Origin of the sequence: Novosphingobium sp. SG919 (assembly GCF_012932495.1) — a bacterium.
In the GTDB taxonomy this organism is placed as follows: domain Bacteria; phylum Pseudomonadota; class Alphaproteobacteria; order Sphingomonadales; family Sphingomonadaceae; genus Novosphingobium; species Novosphingobium rhizosphaerae.
The window spans coordinates 265,632-283,550 of the sequence record NZ_JABCNG010000003.1 but is presented as its reverse complement, the minus strand read 5'-3'; the positions used below and the strand labels follow the sequence as shown (position 1 = coordinate 283,550).

General features: G+C 66.8%; 17 protein-coding genes and 2 tRNA genes. 14 read left to right on the top strand and 5 right to left on the bottom strand.

Annotated features, from left to right (window positions below; genetic code table 11):
- The first annotated feature begins 21 nt into the window (after positions 1-21).
- From FHT19_RS14285 to FHT19_RS14275, 3 genes are read left to right on the top strand one after another with little or no spacing between them, the layout of a single operon-like run.
- The gene (locus tag FHT19_RS14285) at positions 22-174 is read left to right on the top strand and encodes a hypothetical protein (protein WP_168555797.1); all 153 of its coding nucleotides are present in this window, start codon (positions 22-24) and stop codon (positions 172-174) included.
- On the top strand, positions 174-854 hold the full coding sequence (gene msrA, locus FHT19_RS14280) for a peptide-methionine (S)-S-oxide reductase MsrA (protein ID WP_168555798.1): 681 nt from the start codon (positions 174-176) through the stop codon (positions 852-854). Before FHT19_RS14285 ends, msrA begins: the two co-directional genes overlap by 1 nt.
- A gap of 36 nt (positions 855-890) precedes the next feature.
- A complete protein-coding gene (locus tag FHT19_RS14275) occupies positions 891-1,352 on the top strand; it encodes a transcriptional repressor (RefSeq protein ID WP_168556087.1) in 462 nt (153 codons plus the stop codon).
- Positions 1,353-1,413: 61 nt separating this feature from the next.
- On the opposite strand, the gene FHT19_RS14270 is transcribed toward FHT19_RS14275, so the two are convergent.
- Together FHT19_RS14270 and FHT19_RS14265 are read right to left on the bottom strand one after the other, a co-directional pair.
- Positions 1,414-2,040 (bottom strand): LON peptidase substrate-binding domain-containing protein, encoded by a 627-nt coding sequence (locus FHT19_RS14270; RefSeq protein ID WP_168556088.1) that lies wholly within the window; start codon positions 2,038-2,040, stop codon positions 1,414-1,416.
- A 5-nt stretch (positions 2,041-2,045) separates the two neighbouring features.
- On the bottom strand, positions 2,046-2,963 hold the full coding sequence (locus tag FHT19_RS14265; protein ID WP_248290475.1) for a tetratricopeptide repeat protein: 918 nt from the start codon (positions 2,961-2,963) through the stop codon (positions 2,046-2,048).
- A gap of 295 nt (positions 2,964-3,258) precedes the next feature.
- Between FHT19_RS14265 and FHT19_RS14260 the strand changes: the two genes are divergently transcribed.
- The 11 genes from FHT19_RS14260 (at position 3,259) to FHT19_RS14210 (ending at position 14,228) form a co-directional block, all read left to right on the top strand.
- Positions 3,259-3,333: transfer RNA gene (locus tag FHT19_RS14260), tRNA-Gly, on the top strand.
- A gap of 47 nt (positions 3,334-3,380) precedes the next feature.
- Positions 3,381-3,455 (top strand) — tRNA-Gly (locus tag FHT19_RS14255).
- A 169-nt stretch (positions 3,456-3,624) separates the two neighbouring features.
- Positions 3,625-4,542: a LysR family transcriptional regulator gene (locus FHT19_RS14250; protein WP_168555800.1), complete on the top strand. Its 918-nt coding sequence runs from the start codon at positions 3,625-3,627 to the stop codon at positions 4,540-4,542.
- A 104-nt stretch (positions 4,543-4,646) separates the two neighbouring features.
- Complete coding sequence (locus FHT19_RS14245) at positions 4,647-5,879, top strand: amidohydrolase family protein (RefSeq protein ID WP_169475653.1); 1,233 nt, start codon at positions 4,647-4,649, stop codon at positions 5,877-5,879.
- Positions 5,880-7,406, top strand: a complete 1,527-nt coding sequence (locus tag FHT19_RS14240) for a bifunctional 3-(3-hydroxy-phenyl)propionate/3-hydroxycinnamic acid hydroxylase (RefSeq protein WP_169475652.1) — start codon at positions 5,880-5,882, stop codon at positions 7,404-7,406. It begins immediately after the preceding gene.
- Positions 7,403-7,843 carry a heme-binding protein gene (locus tag FHT19_RS14235; protein WP_169475651.1) on the top strand — a complete coding sequence of 147 codons (441 nt, stop codon included), beginning with the start codon at positions 7,403-7,405 and terminating at the stop codon, positions 7,841-7,843. Before FHT19_RS14240 ends, FHT19_RS14235 begins: the two co-directional genes overlap by 4 nt.
- Positions 7,840-8,760, top strand: a complete 921-nt coding sequence (locus FHT19_RS14230; protein ID WP_169475650.1) for a VOC family protein — start codon at positions 7,840-7,842, stop codon at positions 8,758-8,760. Before FHT19_RS14235 ends, FHT19_RS14230 begins: the two co-directional genes overlap by 4 nt.
- Before the next feature lie 30 nt (positions 8,761-8,790).
- Positions 8,791-9,624: a fumarylacetoacetate hydrolase family protein gene (locus tag FHT19_RS14225; protein WP_168555804.1), complete on the top strand. Its 834-nt coding sequence runs from the start codon at positions 8,791-8,793 to the stop codon at positions 9,622-9,624.
- Positions 9,625-9,714: 90 nt separating this feature from the next.
- Positions 9,715-11,928 (top strand): TonB-dependent receptor, encoded by a 2,214-nt coding sequence (locus tag FHT19_RS14220; protein WP_169475649.1) that lies wholly within the window; start codon positions 9,715-9,717, stop codon positions 11,926-11,928.
- 79 nt (positions 11,929-12,007) lie between these two features.
- Positions 12,008-12,868: an alpha/beta hydrolase gene (locus FHT19_RS14215; protein ID WP_169475648.1), complete on the top strand. Its 861-nt coding sequence runs from the start codon at positions 12,008-12,010 to the stop codon at positions 12,866-12,868.
- A gap of 25 nt (positions 12,869-12,893) precedes the next feature.
- Entirely contained in the window at positions 12,894-14,228 is a 1,335-nt protein-coding gene (locus FHT19_RS14210; protein ID WP_169475647.1) for a family 1 glycosylhydrolase, read from the top strand.
- A gap of 168 nt (positions 14,229-14,396) precedes the next feature.
- Here the strand turns inward: FHT19_RS14210 and groL are convergent, their stop codons facing one another.
- The 3 genes from groL to FHT19_RS14195 form a co-directional block, all read right to left on the bottom strand.
- Positions 14,397-16,040, bottom strand: a complete 1,644-nt coding sequence (groL, locus tag FHT19_RS14205; RefSeq protein ID WP_168555808.1) for a chaperonin GroEL — start codon at positions 16,038-16,040, stop codon at positions 14,397-14,399.
- A 50-nt stretch (positions 16,041-16,090) separates the two neighbouring features.
- Positions 16,091-16,378: a co-chaperone GroES gene (gene groES, locus FHT19_RS14200; protein ID WP_110763794.1), complete on the bottom strand. Its 288-nt coding sequence runs from the start codon at positions 16,376-16,378 to the stop codon at positions 16,091-16,093.
- A gap of 210 nt (positions 16,379-16,588) precedes the next feature.
- A complete protein-coding gene (locus FHT19_RS14195) occupies positions 16,589-17,917 on the bottom strand; it encodes an MATE family efflux transporter (protein WP_169475807.1) in 1,329 nt (442 codons plus the stop codon).
- Positions 17,918-17,919: the final 2 nt, after the last annotated feature.

The window sequence follows — 17,919 nt, the reverse complement described above, 5'->3', positions numbered from 1 at the left end:
GATTATAACCGGATTATCTAAATGGGCTTGTTTCGTAAGGATTTTTTCCGCTCGCTCCTGGTCGGCTTCGCGATCGGCGCCGTGGCCATGGGCGTGACGGTGTTCAACGAGGCCCATGTCTTTGCGCCCGTGGCTGCCGCCTCGGCTGCGCCCACCGTGGGGTCTGACCAGTGATGGCGCGCCGCTCCCTGCGCCTGTTGGGGGCGGCATTGACCACCGCCCTGGCAGCCTGCCTTCAGCCCGCGCATGCCGATGCGCCGGTCAAGGCGCCCGCCGCGATCATCCCCGCGCATGAAGCGCCCGGTACCAAGACCGCGGTGTTCGCCGGCGGCTGCTATTGGGGCATGGAGGCTGTGTTCAGCCATCTTACCGGCGTGACCAGCGTGGTTTCCGGCTTTGAAGGCGGCCGCGCTGCCGATGCCGATTACGAGACCGTCAGCACCGGCACCACCGGCCACGCCGAATCGATCCGCGTGACTTATGATCCGGCGCGCATCCGCTATGACCAACTGCTCCAGGTCTTCTTCGGGGTGGCGAGCGATCCCACCCAGCTGGATCGCCAGGAACCCGACGTGGGCCCGCAATACCGCAACGCGCTGGTGCCGATCGGGCCCGAACAGGCCCGCGTCGCGCGCGCCTATGTCGCCCAGCTCAAGGCGCTCAAGCTGTGGAAACGGCCGATCGTGACGCGGATCGAGCCGTGGCGCGGTTTCTACCCCGGCCCCGAGGAACACCAGGACTTTGCGCTGCGCAACCCGCGCCATCCCTATATCCTGCGCTGGGACGTGGCCCGCGTCGATGCGCTGCATCGCACGTTCCCCCAGTGGTGGAAGCCCGATTTCACGCAGCACTGATTTGCAACGGCCGCCGGCAATGCTTATCTGGTGTCCATGGGTGGCCACCATCATCACGATTATGCCGGCGAAGGGCTGGTATCCGCCGCGCGCGAAGCGCTGACCGTTTCGGGCGAACAGTGGACCGACATGCGTGCCGACGTGTTCAGCGCGCTGGCCGCGCAGGAACGCCCGGCGTCTGCCTATGACATCGCCGAAAGCGTGGGGCAGCGCCGGGGCAAGCGCGTGGCCGCCAACAGCGTCTATCGCATTCTCGACCTGTTCGTGCGCACCAACCTGGCGCGCCGGGTGGAAAGCGCCAATGCCTATGTCGCCAACACCCATCCCGGCTGCCGGCACGACTGCATCTTCCTGATCTGCGACGTGTGCGGCCAGGTGACCCATATCGACAACGACAGCCTGACGGGCCACCTGCGCGAGGCTGCGCGCCATGCCGGCTTTGCCGACGTGCGCCCGGTGGTGGAAATCCGCGGCCGCTGCCAGGCCTGCGCAGGCTGAACCTGCGCGGGGTTGTGCTGGGGTTTAGACAGGCTCGGCCGAGGTTTCGTCGCCCAGCGCTCTATTGCAGCGTCACTGCCCCGTCATCGGTATCGCGCCGGCCAAAGAACTGCATCAGCTGGATCAGCAATTCGCAGCGCGTGGCAAGGTTTGGCGCTTCGAGCAGGGCCTGCTTGGCGGCCACGTCGAACGGGGCGATCTGCGATACGCCGTTGATCAGCGATTGGTCGTCCAGCCGCGCCACCGAATCCCAGTCCACGGCATAGCCCTGCGCCTCGGCAAAGGTGCGCGCCTCGCGTTCGAACCCGGCGCGTTCCACCGCGCTCAGGGCTTCGTCCAGATCGTCGGGCAGCAGTTCGGCCTCCACCTGGCGGAACGGCGTCTTGGCTTCCAGTTCGCGCAGCACGCGAAAGCGGGCGATGCCCGAAAGCACGATGTTGTAGCGCCCGTCCTCCAGCGCCTCGACGTCCTCGATCTTGCCCACGCAGCCCACCTGGAACAGGGCGGCGCCCTCTTCGGGGGCCTGGGGCTGGATCATGGCGATGCGCCGGTCACGCGCCAGCGCGTCGGACACCATGGCGCGATAGCGTGGCTCGAAAATGTGCAGCGGCAGTTGCAGGCCGGGAAAGAGCAGCGCGCCCGAAAGTGGAAAGATCGAAAGCCTGACCGTGCCGATCGCGCCGCCCATCGCCATCACCCGAACAGCACGGTGGAAAGCTTGCGCCGCGTGCGCGCCACCCACGGATCTTCCAGGCCGATCGCCTCGAAGATCTGCAGCAGGCGGGCGCGGGCCGCGCCTTCGTTCCAGGCGCGATCGGTGGCCACCATGGCCAGCAGGGTATCGGCGGCGCCATCGCGGTCGCCGGCGGCGAACAGGCCGTTGGCCAGCGCCAGCTGGGCGTCCATGTCTTCGGGCGCGGCGGCCACGGCCGCGCGCAGCGCCGCCAGCTCGCCTTCCTCGGGCGCGTCTTCGGCCAGGGCCAGCGCGGCGCGCGCCTGGTCCAGCGCGTGGTCGGCCGCCAGCTTGGGATCGAGCGCGGCAAGCACCTGTTCGGCCTCGTCCTTGTGCCCGGCCAGCAGCAGGGCACGGATCAGGCCGGCATGGGCAGCGGCATTGTCGGGGGCGATTTCCACGATCTGGGCAAAGATCGCCGCAGCACGTTCGCCATCGCCTTCGCCCAGGATTTCCTCGCCCATGGCCAGCAGCGGCGCCACGTCCTGCGGCCCTTCCTCGCCCAGGGCACCGGGCTGGATCGGCAACTGCGACAGGATCTGATCAAGATACTGCTTCAATTGCGATTCGCTGCGCGCCGGGGTCAGGTCGGCCACGGGCTGGCCCTGGAACATGGCATAGACCGTGGGGATGGAGCGCACCTGGAACTGCGCGGCGATGAACTGTTCCTCGTCCACGTTGACTTTGGCCAGCACCACGCCCTTGTCGGCGTATTCGGCCACCACCTTTTCCAGCACCGGCGTCAGCGCCTTGCACGGGCCGCACCATTCCGCCCAGAAATCGAGGATGACGAGCTTGGTCATCGAGGGTTCGACAACAGCCTTGCGGAAGCGGTCCACCGCCTTTTGTTCGTCAAGGTTGAGGCCCAGGCTTGCCACTACACGTCTCCACTTCAAATCGGTCCGGGTACGGGCCGCGCCGGCCCGTCTTGCCCTCACCATGTGGGAAAGCCACCCGGTTCGGCAAGGGGCAGCAAGGCGGGCAGGGCGAATCCGCCCAAGGTTTTGTCTGCCGGGGCCGGCCATCCACAGCTGCATCCACAGGCGCTTAGGCACAGCGCCCGGTTTTGCGGGAAAAATGCAACTTTGCTGTTGCACCGCCCCCGATCCCCCGTTATTGGCCCGCCTCACCCCAGCGGGACGGCCCTTGTGGCCCCCCACTGAAAACGCCAGAGCGGGCGTAGCTCAGGGGTAGAGCACAACCTTGCCAAGGTTGGGGTCGAGGGTTCGAATCCCTTCGCCCGCTCCAGTTTTCAGAACCTTGCACGGCCGTTACCCGGCCCGCGCAAACGCCGAGCGGGCGTAGCTCAGGGGTAGAGCACAACCTTGCCAAGGTTGGGGTCGAGGGTTCGAATCCCTTCGCCCGCTCCAGTTTGCTTTTCCTGCAGATTTGTCCATCCGCCACCGCGCCTTGTGCTGTCGGGCAGCAATCCCCGTGTGCATGGCACAGGCATTGTCACCCTGGGCGTCATCCGGGTTCCGCTGGCGGTTCCGCGCAAACGCTTGCCCACATGCGTGACGGCGCCCATAGCTTGGCGCTATGGACAAGCGCCCCAGCATCGATCCGCGTGCCTTGCTCACGTTTCGCACCGTCTGCCGCGAAGGCTCGATCTCGGCCGCGGCGCGCGCGCTCAATATCGCGCAGCCTTCGGTTTCTGCGGCGATCGCGCAGCTGGAGGCGCGGCTGGGCGTGCAATTGTTCGAGCGCCACCAGACTGGCGTGCGGCCCACCGCGCAGGGCACGGTCCTGGCCGAGCGGGCCGAGGCGATGCACCATGTCCTGCTGGGCGCGCAGGAGGAACTGGACAACCTGGCGCGCGGCCTTGCCGGGCCCTTGCGCATCGGTGGCACGCCCGGCGCGCTGGTCAGCCTGCTGCCTTTCGTGATGGGCCGGTTGGAAGCGCGGATCGGGCCTTGCGCGCTCAGCGTGGTGGAGCGGCCGGATAGCGTGCTGGTGGACCTGCTGCGCCAGCGCCAGATCGACCTGGCCTTTGTCACCACCGAAATGGAAGTGCCGCCGCCCGACATTGCCGAGCGCACCTTTGCCCGCGATCCGTTTGCGTTGATCGTGGGCCGGCGCCATGACAGCCTGCCTTCGGCGGTTTCGCTGCGCGACGTGGCCGGCCTGCCTTGGGTCTTGCCCGAGGCGCAGGGCGCGTTCCGCCGCCAGGTCGATGCCCTGTTCATTGCCGCGCAGACCCCGGTACCGGCCAATGCCGTGCGCTGCGATTCGCTGCTCACCACCAAGGCGATCGTGCGGATGAGCGACCGGATCACCATCCTGCCGCGCCAGGTGGCGGCATCGGAACTGTCCATCGGCGTGCTGCGCGGCATCGAACTGCGCGAGGCGGCGTTCCAGCGCAGCATCGGCGTGCGCCTGCGCAGCGACGAGCCGCCCTCGATGGCGGCGCAGGCCCTGCTCGATGTCCTGGCGATACGCTATAGTCCCAGCCTATAGCATGATAGAGAGATAATATTTTGGTTCGATAGGCATCTTGCGCGAAAAGGCACCGGCAACGCAGCCCCATATCCAAGGGCCGTGGTAGCGCGGGAGAGCGAAAGATGCGGACCCTTATCCGCGATGTCAGGATTTTCGACGGAAGCGGCAGCGCTTCCTTTGCCGGCAGCGTGCTGGTGGATGGCGAGCGCATCGTGCGCGTGGCCGCCCAGGCCGACGGCCTCGACGGCGAAAGCCACGATCACCGCATCGAGGGTGCCGGTCGCACGCTGATGCCCGGCATGGTCGATGCGCACACCCACCTGACCTGGGCTTCGTCGATCGAAAAGATCTACCACCAGTTCATCCTGCCGCCCGAAGAATTGAAAGTGGCCGCCTGGCGCAATGCGCGGGTGCTGCTCGACCAGGGCTTCACCAGCCTCTATTCGGCCGGCGCGCTGGTCGACGGAATCGAACCGGACCTGGCCGCCGCAATTGCCGCGGGCGAAACCCCCGGCCCGCGCTATGTTCCTTCCACCATCGAGCGCAGCCCCGAAGGCGACGAAGGCGTGGACACCGGCAACGTGTTCAACGGCCGCGGCCCCGAGGCGATGCGCGCCTTCGTGGCTTATTGCGCGCAGCAGGGCGTCAAGTCGATCAAGCTGGTGGTCTCGGGCGAGGATGCGCTCAAGCCCGGCACGGCGCAGCATGTGCTGTACACGCACGAGGAAATGGCCGCCGCGGGCGAAGCCTGCCGCGAAGCGGGCCTGTGGATCGCGGCCCATGCCTATTATCCCGAAGCCATCGGCCTGGCGCTCGATGCCGGGGCGCGCGTGATCTATCACGCCTCTTATGCCGACGAAGCCACCATCGCGCGGATGATCGCGGCCAAGGACGCCACGTTCTATGCGCCTGGTCCCGGTGTCTCGGTGGGCGCTCTCGAAGCCAGTCCGCCGCCGCACGTGGACATGAGCGCGATGAAAGCGAGCGCGGCCGAGCGGCTGGAGCATGAAAAGGTGCTGGTGCCCGCGCTCAAGGCGGCCGGTGTCAAGGTGCTGATCGGTGGCGACTATGGCTTCCCGTTCAATCCCAACGGCCGCAATGCCCGCGATCTGGCGCATTTCGTGGAATACTATGGCTACACCCCGGCCGAGGCGCTGGTGGCGGCCACGCGCCTGGGTGGCGAACTGATGGGGCTCGACGTGGGGCAGGTGCGTGAGGGCTTCCTCGCCGATCTGTTGCTGGTGGATGGCGATCCCACCCAGGACGTGGCGATCCTGCAGGATGCCGCGCGGCTGGCGATGATCATGAAGGGCGGCGCGCTGTACAAGGCGCCTGCCGATGCCGAGGCCGCATAAATGAGCGAGCGTTTCGATGTGGCGGTGATCGGCTGTGGGCCGGTGGGGGCACTCGCTGCAAATCTGCTGGGCCGCGCCGGGCTGTCGGTGGTGGTGCTGGAAAAGGAGCTTGAGCACTATCCCTTGCCGCGCGCGGTGCATCTCGATCACGAGATGATGCGCCTGTTCCAGACCGCCGGCGTGCTCGATCGCGTGGCGCCCGATATGGTGGCCACCGACGGGCACCTGCACGTGGGCGCCGATCACGGCGTGATCCGCTACATGGGCACGGTGGGCAAGCCCAAGCCGTTCGGCTGGTCCAACGACTACTTCTTCTACCAGCCCGAGCTGGAAGCGCACTTGCGCGCCGCCTTTGCCGACAATGGTGCGATCGACCTGCGCCTGGGCGCCGCGTTCACCACGCTGGACCAGGGCGATGACGGCGTGACCGTGCGCTTCACCCAAAATGGCGCGGAGCAGACCGTCGCCGCCCGCTGGGTGATCGCCACCGATGGCGCGCGCAGCCCGGTGCGCAAGGCGCTGGGCATCGCGCTCGACGATCTCGATTTCGAGGAACCCTGGCTGGTCGTGGATGCGCAAGTGGAAGGGCCGGTCACGTTCCCGGCCATTTCCGGGGTTCCCGCCGATGCCGATCTGCAGCGCCTGTCAGTGATGATGTGCGATCCGGCGCGTCCGGCCACGGTGGTGCCAGGGCGCGGCAACCATCGCCGCTGGGAATTCATGCTGCTGCCTGGCGAAGACGACCAGGCGATGATGCAGCCCGAAAAGGTGCGCGAACTGGTCGGCGCCTGGATGAAGGACGTGCCGCACCAGATCGTGCGCGCCGCCACCTATCGCTTCCACGGCCTGGTGGCCGAGCGCTGGCAGGACGGCAACGTGTTCCTGGCCGGTGATGCCGCACACCAGACGCCGCCGTTCTTTGGCCAGGGCATGTGCCATGGCCTGCGCGACGTGGCCAACCTGGCGTGGAAGATGGACGCGATCGTCAACCAGGGCGCCGATCCGGCGATCCTGGCAACCTACCAGCCCGAACGCGATCCGCATGTGCGCGGCGTGATCGGCGCGGCGGTGGCTGCCGGCCGCTATATCTGCGAGCTGGACCTGGACAAGGCCGCCGCGCGCGATGCCGCGATCCGCGAAGCCGCGGCGCAAAAGGCCGGTGAGACCGCGCACGACCTGATCCCCGCGATCGATGCCGGCATCATCCTGGCCGGCAGCCCCGCGGCGGGCGAGCGTTTCATTCAGCCGATCCTGGCCGACGGGCGCAAGCTCGACGATCTGGCCGGGCAGGGCTGGCGCCTGTTGGTGCGCGATGACAGCGTGGTGGGTTCCTCTCCCGCCATCACGCGCGTGGTGGCCGCGTCGTTGGAAGACGGCGGCGCGGTCACGGCGTGGCTGGACCGGCACGAAATCGATGCCGTGCTGCTGCGCCCCGATCACTGCGTGTTCGGCACGGCGAGCGGCACCGCGATCGACCTGATCGAGGCTCGCGCCCGTGCGCTGGGCCTGGCGATGGAGACGGTATGAGCAACACGAAGCTCGATCTTGCTGCGGCCCAGGCCGTTGTTGCCGCCACGCTCGCCAGCGCCCGCGCCCGCGCGGCCAGGCCGCTGGCGGTGATCGTGGTGGATACCGGCGGCCACCCCATTGCCTTTGCGCGCGAGGATGGCGCCAGCTTTGCCCGGCTCGACATTGCCCGCGCCAAGGCGGCGGGCGCCGTCGCGATGGAGGCCGATACCCGCGTGCTGGCGCAGCGCGCGGCCGGCAATCCGGTGTTCTTCCAAAGCGTGACCGTCGCGCTCGATGGAAAAATCGCCTTTTCGCCCGGCGGCGTGCTGGTGCGCGGCGCCGATGGTGGCGTGCTGGGCGCGGTTGGCGCCAGTGGCGATACCGGGGATTGCGACGAGGAATGTGTCCTGGCGGGCCTGCGGGCCGCCGGCTTCAATCTGGAGACCCAGCCATGAAACTGCGCAGCATCGAACTGGCCCTGCCCGATCCGGCCGGCGCCGCCCGCTTCATGCTCGATATCTGGGGCATGGCGCCGGGCGAGGTGCGGGGCGATACGCATTACCTGCGCGGCTCGGGCACGTATCCCTACCTCGTCTCGTTCGAGAAGGCGGAAGAGGAATTCGTTCGCCACACGACGTTCGTGTGCACTGCGCAGGAACTGGCTGGCATTCGCGCCAAGGCGGCCCAGCACGGCTGGCCGCTGACCGAAACGGTTTCGGCTGATCCCGGTGCCGGCGCTGGCGTGATCGTGGAACTGCCCGAGGGCGAATTGCTGCGTTTCCTGGTGGATGCCACGGAAGTGGAACCGATCGTGGGCCGCGACCTGCCGGTGAAGCTCACCCACGTGGTGTTCAATTCCGCCGATGCGGAAGCCTCGGGCCTGGCCGCCGAAGCGGTGCTCGGCTTTCGCGTGTCTGACCGCACCAAGGGCATGGTCTTCGTGCGCTGCAACGACAGCCACCATTCCACCGCCTTTGCCCGCGCCGGTTTTTCCAGCCTCAACCACATCGCGTTCGAGATGGAAGACCTTGATGCCGTGATGCGCGGCATCGGGCGGATGCGCGACCATGGCTTTGCCCCCGCCTGGGGGCCGGGCCGCCATGGGCCGGGCGCCAATGTCTATGCCTATTACATCGCGCCGTTCGGGCCGGTGATCGAATATTCCACGGCGGTGGAAAAGGTGCCGGAAGACTACAAGGCGGGCGAACCCGACGATTGGACCTGGCCACCGGGCCGCATCGACCAGTGGGGCATTTCCGACAAGGACTTCGCTGGCCTGCGCCAGGCCGAAGAGCGCTTCCGCTTTCGCCGCACGTGGGAGCCAAATGGGCAGCCGGCCGTCCCTGCCCCGGCCACCCCTGCCAAGGCCTGAACCGAATTTTTCCGGAGTGATCCCAATATCATGACCCGTCTCATCAGCTTCCGCCGCCCCGATGGCCAGCCCAGCTTCGGCCGTCTCGATGGCGATACCGTGCACGATCTGGGCGCCGCGGGCGCGCCGGCCTACCTCAAGGACGTGGCCGACCAGGACCTGGCCGCCCTGCCTGCCACCGGCACCTTTGCCCTGGCCGATGTGCGCCTGCTGCCGGTGGTGCCCAATCCCGGCAAGATCCTGTGCGTGGGCCTCAACTATGCCACCCACGTGGCCGAGACGGGCCGCGAGCAAAAGGAATTCCCGGCAATCTTCACCCGCTGGGCCGATACCCTGATCGCCGATGGCGAGCCGCTGGTGCGCCCGCGCGAGACCGAGCGGTTCGACTACGAAGGCGAACTTGCCGTGGTGATCGGCAAGGGCGGCCGCCGCATCGCGCGCGCCGATGCCATGGCCCACGTGGCCGGCTTTTCGGTGTTCAACGATGGTTCGGCGCGTGATTGGCAGCGCCACAACATCCAGTTCACGCCGGGCAAGAACTATCCCGCCACCGGCGCGTTCGGCCCGGCGCTGGTCCTGGCCGACGAGATCGACGACCTCGCCAGCCAGCGCGTGCAGACCCGCCTCAACGGCGAACTGGTCCAGGACCAGCCGATCAGCGACATGATCTGGGATATCCCGTTCGTGATCGAATATTGCAGCACTTTCACCCCGCTCGAACCCGGCGACGTGATCGTTACCGGCACGCCGGGCGGCGTGGGGGATAAGCGCAAGCCGCCGCTCTACATGAAGGCCGGCGATGTTTGCGAGATTTCCGTGGGCGTGATCGGCACCCTGACCAACCCGGTCATCGACGAGATCTGATCCGCCACCCTTTGTCCAACCCAGCCACCGCGCCCGCATAACGGCGGGCGCGGACCGATAAATGCATGCCTTTTGGGGAGAGAACCAACCATGAATTCGCGCCATAAAACCGCCCTGCTGACCGGGCTTTCCCTGGCCGTGATGGCGACGCCGGCCCTCGCGCAGAGCGCCGCAACCGCTCCGCAGGCCGCTGACGGCAGCCCCGATGCCGCTATCGTGGTGACCGCGCAGCGCCGCGTCGAAAAAGTCACCGAAGTGCCGATCTCGATCACCGTGGCCGATGCCGGCCAGCTGGAACGCCAGCAGGTCAACACCGTCAACGACTTGAACCGCATTGCGCCGAGCCTGGAAATCCAGTCTGCCCCGGGGCAGAACACCGGCGGCGGCGGCGCCATTCGCGGCATCGGTACGCAGACCTTCTCGGCCGGTGCGGTGGCTTCCGTGGGCGTGGTGGTCGACCAGGTCAGCCAGGGCAATGCCAACATTTCCGACCTGTTCGACGTGGCCCGCATCGAAGTGCTGAAAGGTCCGCAGGGCACGCTGTTCGGCCTGACGACCTCGGCCGGGGTGATCAACATCACCACCAACAAGCCCGAATTCGGCAAGGTCTCGGTGCGCGTGCGCAGCGAACTGTCGGCCGCCGGCTTTGCCGGTTCCAAGTCGGGCAACCAGGTGGTGCAGGGCGTGGCCAACGTGCCGATCGCCGATAACGCCGCGATCCGCGTGGCCGGCTATGCCAACTTGCGCCAGGGCCCGGACTACAACCTGTCCACCGGCAAGTACGACAAGAACGAAACCATGGGCGGCCGCGCCCGCCTGCTGTGGGAACCGACCGACAAGCTGACGGTCAACGTGATCGGCGACTATGCCGATACCCGCACCACCAACGGCGGCAACTTCTTCACTTTCGTGAAGTCCCTCTCGCTCGGTTCGGCCCTGGCAGCCTGCGGCATCACGGCGGAAAACGGCAACCGCAACTATTGCACCAGCGAGCAGTATACCGACCGGATCAAGACCGGCGGCGCCTCGCTGCAGCTTGATTACCAGTTCGCGCCGTTCACGCTGACCTCGATCACCGCCTATCGCGGCACGCACGAGCAGGGCTATGGCGCGGCCACCAACGTGTTCCGCGTCGATACCCTGCCGGTCACCGTGCACAATTCCTATGTCAACCGGCCGACCGACCTGATCACCCAGGAACTGCGCATTTCCTCGCCGGCCAACCAGACCGTGGAATATACCCTGGGCGGGTTCTATTCGCGCCAGATCCAGCATCGCGACCAGGAAGGTGCCACCGTCCTGCTGTTCGGCAACGCCATTCCGTCGAGCCCGGTCAACGCCTATCGCGTCAGCGATGAATCGCTGGCAGCCTTTGGCCAGATGACGATCCATGCCAGTGACAAGCTGCGCCTGATCGCCGGCGGCCGCTATACCGACGACGTGCTGTCGCTGCAGATGCAGAACGACACCGCCACCGCGATCGCATCGACCACGCGCCTGCATGTCGGCAAGGTTTCGTGGAAGGGCGGCATCCAGTATGACATCGATCCGCGCACGATGGCCTATGCCACCGTGGCGCGCGGCTTCAAGGGCGGGCAGATCGCCACGCCTTCGGATGCCAATCCCTATGTCGTGCTGCCGGAAATCCCGACGTCGTACGAACTGGGCTTCAAGACCACGCTGCTGCGCAGCTGGGTGCTCGATGCCAACCTGTTCTACCAGAAGATCCAGAACTTCCAGGCGCAGCAGTGCACGGTGAATGCCACCACCACGGTGATCTCGTGCGTCCAGACCAACATCAGCGGGGTCAAGTCGCGCGGGGCGGAAATCAACCTGTTCGGCAAGGTCACGCATGACCTGTCGCTCAACACCGGGTTCATCTGGGCCAAGGCGACTTATCCCAACGGCTATGTCGGCACCGATGGCACCAACATCGGCGGCACCCAGCTGGCCTATGCGCCCGAATACAAGTTCACGGTTTCGGGCGAATATGCGCGTGACCTGGGCGAAAACCTCAAGGGCTTCCTGGCCGCCGATGCGGTGTGGAAATCGCGCCTGCGCTATGAAGCCAATTCGGTGGCCGATACCACGTTTGCCCCGCATTGGACGGTGGGTGGCCGCATCGGCCTGCGCACGGCAGACGATCGCTTCACCATCGCGGTCTTTGCCCGCAATCTGTTCGACGTGCACGAACCCTCGCTCTACCAGTCGGACTTCCCGTTTGGCGGCGCGGCCAACATCGGCGCCATCTATGGCCCGCAATCGTTCCGGTCGGTGGGCCTGTCGCTCGACGGCAAGTTCTGATCCGGCACGGCCGCCCTTCGTGCAAGGCATGAAGGGCGGCCGTGTGTTTCTGCTATCCTGTGCCCCCAAGGAGAGCCCGATGCCCCTCGAAACGATCCGCGCCGCCATTGCCGCCATGGGCACCACGCTCACCCCCGATCTGTTGGGCCGGGTGCGGGCGCTGTTCGATGCCGAGCAGCAGGCGCTGGCGGCCGCGGTATCGGCCGCGGCGGTGGACCTGGCCTATGGCCCGCACGAACGGCATCGGCTCGATCTCTATGGCACGGCAGACGGCGCCCCCAAGCCGGTGCTGGTCTTCGTCCATGGCGGCGGGTTCCTGCGCGGCGACAAGGGTGGCGACGCGCCCGAAACCTGGCCCAATGCCGCGGTGGGCCGCATGGCGGCGCAGGCCGGGCTGATCGGCGCGGTGATCAACTATCGCCTGGCGCCCGACCACACCTGGCCGGCCGGATCGGAAGACGTGCTGGCCGCGCTCGACTGGCTGGTGGCCCATGCGGCCGACCATGGCGGTGACCCGCAGCGCATCGTGCTGATGGGCACCTCGGCCGGGGCGGTGCACGTGGCCGGCGCGATCCGGCTGCGGCCCGATCTGACGATACGTGGCGCGGTGCTGCTTTCGGGCCTCTATGGCCACACCCCGCTCGATGAGCGCGACATGCTCTATTATGGCGCGGCGGCGGACTATGCCGAACGCGCCCCGCGCGAAGCGATGGTCGCCACCACGCTGCCCCTGCTGGTTGCTTCGGCCGAATTCGATCCGCCCCGCTTCCAGGCCGAATTCCTGGGGTTGATGGCCGACCGCCTGGCCCGCCACGGCACCATGCCGCGCGGGCAGATCGCCTCGGGACACAACCACTATTCGATGGCGATGCACCTGGGCACGGCCGATCGCCGCCTGGCCGAAGAGATCGTGGCTTTCGTGCGCGAAACCTGCGCCTGAATTCGTTTTCCTGAAAGGCTCTTCCATGCTTGATCGTCGTACTGTGCTGGCCAGCGCGGCTGCGCTGGCTGCCACCTCCGCGCCTGCGCTGGGCCGGGTGAGTGCCAAGGCCGCCAAGGGCGCCGCCGCTTCACCCCAGTTCCCGCAGGGCTTCCTGTGGGGCGCCTCCACCGCGCCGCACCAGATCGAGGGCAACAACACCGCCAGCGACCTGTGGTTCATCGAAAACCAGCAGCCCACGGTCTTTGCCGCGCCTTCGGGCGATGCGGCCAACAGCTTGCTGCTGTGGGAACAGGATCTCGACCTGGCCAAGGCAATCGGGCTCAACACTTATCGCTTCGGCATCGAATGGGCGCGGATCGAGCCGGAAAAGGGCCTGTTCTCGCAGGCCATGCTCGATCACTATGCGCGCGTCATCGATGGCTGCCGCGCGCGCGGGCTGGCGCCGGTGGTCACCTTCAGCCACTTCACCGCGCCGCGCTGGTTTTCCGCGCAAGGCGGCTGGGCGAATCCCGAAAGCGCCGACCTGTTCGCCCGCTTTGCCGATAAGGCCGCGCGCCATTTCGGGAACCGCATCCACGCCGCGATCACGTTCAACGAGCCCAACATCCTGCTGCTGTTGCAGAACGCCAATGTCCCTCCCCAGTTGTGGGACATCCAGAAGCTGACGCTGGAAACCGCCGCCAGGCGGCTGGGCGTGCCGCGCTTCCTCTGCGCCAACGTGGCCGGCAAGGATGACCTGCCCGATCTGCAGCGCGGGCTGCTGGCTGCGCACAAGGCTGGCAAGGCGGCGATCAAGGCCGCGGCGCCCAAGCTGCCGGTGGGTTTTTCGCTGGCGATGATGGACGATCAGGCGGTGGGCAAGGGCTCGCAGCGCGACATGCGCCGCCAGCAGATGTACGGCACCTGGCTGGACGTGGCCAAGGGCGACGACTTCATCGGCGTGCAGAACTATGAACGCGCGCTGTGGGGTGCCGAGGGCCGCCTGCCGGCGCCGCAGGACGCGGTGCGCAACTGGTCGGGCAGCGAAGTATGGGCGCCGTCGCTGGCCGGCGCGGTGCGCTATGCCCATGCGGCCACGGGCGTACCGATCCTGGTCTCGGAACATGGCGTGGGCACCGATGACGACAGCATCCGCGCCGCGTTCATCCCCGCCGCACTGACCCATCTGAAAGCCGCGATCGACGACGGCGTGCCCGTCATGGGCTATTGCCACTGGAGCCTGATCGACAATTTCGAATGGATCTTTGGGTACAAGCCCAAGTTCGGCCTGGCGAGCTATGATCCCGTCACCTTCGCCCGCACGCCCAAGCCGAGCGCGGCAGTGCTGGGGGCGATTGCGCGGGCGAATCGGGTGTGATTTCGGTCCTGTGAAGTTTTCATATTGCTGAAACGGGGGCTTTAGGCTTCCACCACCCCCAACCCCCTCCTCTGAAGAGGAGGGGGCTTTTTTGTGGCTTTCAGGAACAGGAAAGGGCCGCCCGGTTTCCCGGGCGGCCCTTCCTTTTTGTCAGCCTTGGGCTTGGACTTAGAAGTCCATGCCGCCCATGCCGCCCATGCCGCCGGGCATGCCGGCCGGGGCAGGCTTGTCTTCCGGACGTTCGCTGATCGCCGCTTCGGTGGTGATCAGCAGGCCGGCGACCGAGGCCGCATCCTGGAGCGCGGTGCGCACGACCTTGGTGGGGTCGATCACGCCGGCAGCCTTCAGGTTTTCATAGACTTCGGTAGCGGCGTTGAAGCCGATGCCTTCGTCGGTCTGGTCGAGCAGCTTGCCCGCCACGACGGCGCCGTCGTTGCCGGCGTTTTCAGCGATCTGCTTGACCGGCGCGGTAATCGCCTTGCGGACGATGTCGATGCCGCGGGTCTGGTCTTCGTTGGCACCGGTGAGGCCTTCGAGAGCGCGGGTGGCATAGAGCAGAGCCGTGCCGCCGCCGGTCACGATGCCTTCTTCCACCGCAGCGCGGGTGGCGTGGAGGGCGTCGTCAACGCGGTCCTTGCGTTCCTTGACTTCGACTTCGGTGGCACCGCCAACCTTGATCACGGCCACGCCGCCAGCCAGCTTGGCCAGGCGTTCCTGCAGCTTTTCGCGGTCGTAGTCCGAAGTGGTGACTTCGATCTGCGCGCGGATCTGCTCGACACGGGCCTTGATGTCTTCGGCAGCGCCAGCGCCGTCGACGATCGTGGTGTTGTCCTTGTCGATGGTGACCTTCTTGGCCTGGCCGAGCATGCCGAGCGTAACGCTCTCGAGCTTGATGCCGAGGTCTTCCGAGATCATTTCGCCGGCGGTCAGCGTGGCGATGTCGCCCAGCATGGCCTTGCGACGGTCACCGAAGCCCGGCGCCTTGACGGCGGCGATCTTGAGGCCACCGCGCAGCTTGTTGACCACCAGGGTGGCCAGCGCTTCGCCTTCGATGTCTTCGGCGATGATCAGCAGCGGACGGCCCGACTGCACCACGGCTTCCAGGATCGGCAGCAGCGACTGCAGCGACGAGAGCTTCTTCTCGTGGATCAGGATGTAGGGGTTTTCGAGTTCCACCACCATCTTTTCGGGATTGGTGATGAAGTAGGGCGACAGGTAGCCGCGGTCGAACTGCATGCCTTCGACGACATCGAGTTCGAATTCGAGGCCCTTGGCCTCTTCCACGGTGATCACGCCTTCCTTGCCGACCTTTTCCATGGCTTCGGCGATCTTTTCGCCGACTTCCACGTCACCGTTGGCCGAGATGATGCCGACCTGGGCGATTTCGGCCGAGCCGGCCACCGGGGTGGAGCGGGCCTTGAGGTTTTCGACGACCTTGGTCACGGCGATGTCGATGCCGCGCTTGAGATCCATCGGGTTGATGCCGGCGGCAACCGACTTCATGCCTTCGCGCACGATGGCCTGGGCCAGCACGGTGGCGGTGGTGGTGCCGTCACCGGCCTTGTCGTTGGCCTTCGATGCCACTTCGCGCAGCATCTGGGCGCCCATGTTCTCGAACTTGTCCTTGAGTTCGATTTCCTTGGCGACCGAAACACCGTCCTTGGTGATGCGCGGTGCGCCGAAGCTCTTGTCGATCACGACGTTGCGGCCCTTGGGGCCCAGCGTGACCTTCACGGCGTCGGCGAGAATGTCGACGCCCTTGAGGATGCGTTCGCGCGCGTCGCGCGAAAAGCGTACGTCCTTGGCAGCCATTGCTCTGTTCCTTTGAATTCTAAGGGTAGAAAATCAGGAAATCCGGTGGATCAGCCGATCACGCCGAGGATGTCCGATTCCTTCATGATCAGCAGGTCTTCGCCCGACACCTTCACTTCGGTGCCCGACCACTTGCCGAACAGCACGCGATCGCCCACCTTGACGTCGAGCGGGGTGATCGTGCCGTTCTCGGCGCGGGCGCCCGTACCAACGGCAACGATTTCGCCCTCGGCGGGCTTTTCCTTGGCGCTGTCGGGGATGATGATCCCGCCGGCGGTCTTTTCCTCGGCTTCGACGCGGCGCACCAGCACGCGGTCGTGCAGCGGACGGAAAGTCATGGGTTGCTCCCTCTTCCAATCAGAAAATCTGCGCTGGCACTCTTAGGTCAAGAGTGCCAGCGGCCCGCATATGGGTGGATGCCGGAGGAGCGTCAAGCGTCGTGGCACAGATTCTTTTCGCCAAAATGAATGGATGGGGCCTTGGCGCGCCGGGACGGTGCCAGGGCGGGACAAGCGCCCCGGCACGATCGCCGCGCGATCAGGCGCCGATCATGGCAGCAGGCCCAGCCTTGCCCGGTTGTGCCAGCGCCACAGCAGCAGCGCCGCCACGCAGACCAGCCCGGCCAGCAGCCCCAGCCACACGCCCATGCCGCCGAGCGGCGTATAGAGCCCCAGGCCGATCGCGGTGAACAGGCCCGGCACCCAATAGCCGAAGATGGCGATGGTCATCGGCACGCGGGTATCCTGCAGGCCGCGCAGCACCGCGCCGCAGGTGGCCTGGGCGCCATCGAAAAGCTGGAACGCGGCCGCCACCACCAGGAACTGCAGGGCAAAGCCCACCAGCGCGGCATTGGCCGGATCGGTCACGTCGATATAGAGGCCGAGAAAGAAGCGCGGCATTGCCAGCATCAACGCGGCCGTCGTGGCCATGAAGCCCACGCTCATGCCCAGGGCCGTCCACCCGGCGCGGGCGATCCCGGCATGGTCGCGCGCGCCATAGGCCAGCCCCACGCGGATCGTGGCGGCCTGGCCCAGCCCGAACGGCACCTGGAACGTCATGCCGGCCAGTTGCAGCGCGACGGTGTGCGCCGCGAGCTGCAGTTCGCCGATCCGCCCGATCAGCAGCGCGGCCCCGTTGAACAAGCCGGCTTCGGCCACGATCGTGGCGCAGATCGGCAGGCCGATCTTCCACACGTCGGCAAAGCGGCGCCATTCCGCGCGCCACCACCGGCCCAGCAGGCGATAGCGGTGCAGCCGTCGATCAAACCGCAGCACCATGGCATAGGCGGCGAGCATTGCGCTGCTGGTGATCACGCTGGACCAGGCCGAGCCCATCAGGCCGAGCGCCGGCATGCCGGCGTGGCCATAGACGAAGATCCAGTTGCCGGTGGCGTTGACCGCCACGGCCAGCGCGGTGATCGCCGTGCCGATGCCCGGCCGTCCCAGGGTGGATACCACCGTGCGCAGCAGCGAGGCGAGCACCGCCGGCACGCAGGCCAGCGAAAGGACCGTGAGGAACGGCACGGCGCGCACCACCACCGCCTCGCTCTGCCCGGTGGCGCGCAGCAGCGGCCCGCCCAGCTGGCACAGCGCCATGGCCACCAGCGCGGCGATCAGGCCAACCCAGCCCCCCATCCGCACGGTGCGGCGCACTTCGCGCACCGCGTGGCGGCGGCGGCCGAGTTCGGCGGCGATCAGGGGCGAGGTGGCGCCGACCAGGCCGGTCAGGCTCCAGATCAGCAGGCCGAAGATGGAAACGGCCAGCGAAGACGCCGCCAGTGCCTCTGCCCCCAGGCGCGCCACGAACAGCACGTCCACGGCAAAGACCGCCATCTGCAACAGGTTTGCGCCCACCAGCGGCGCTGCCAGGCGCAACATCT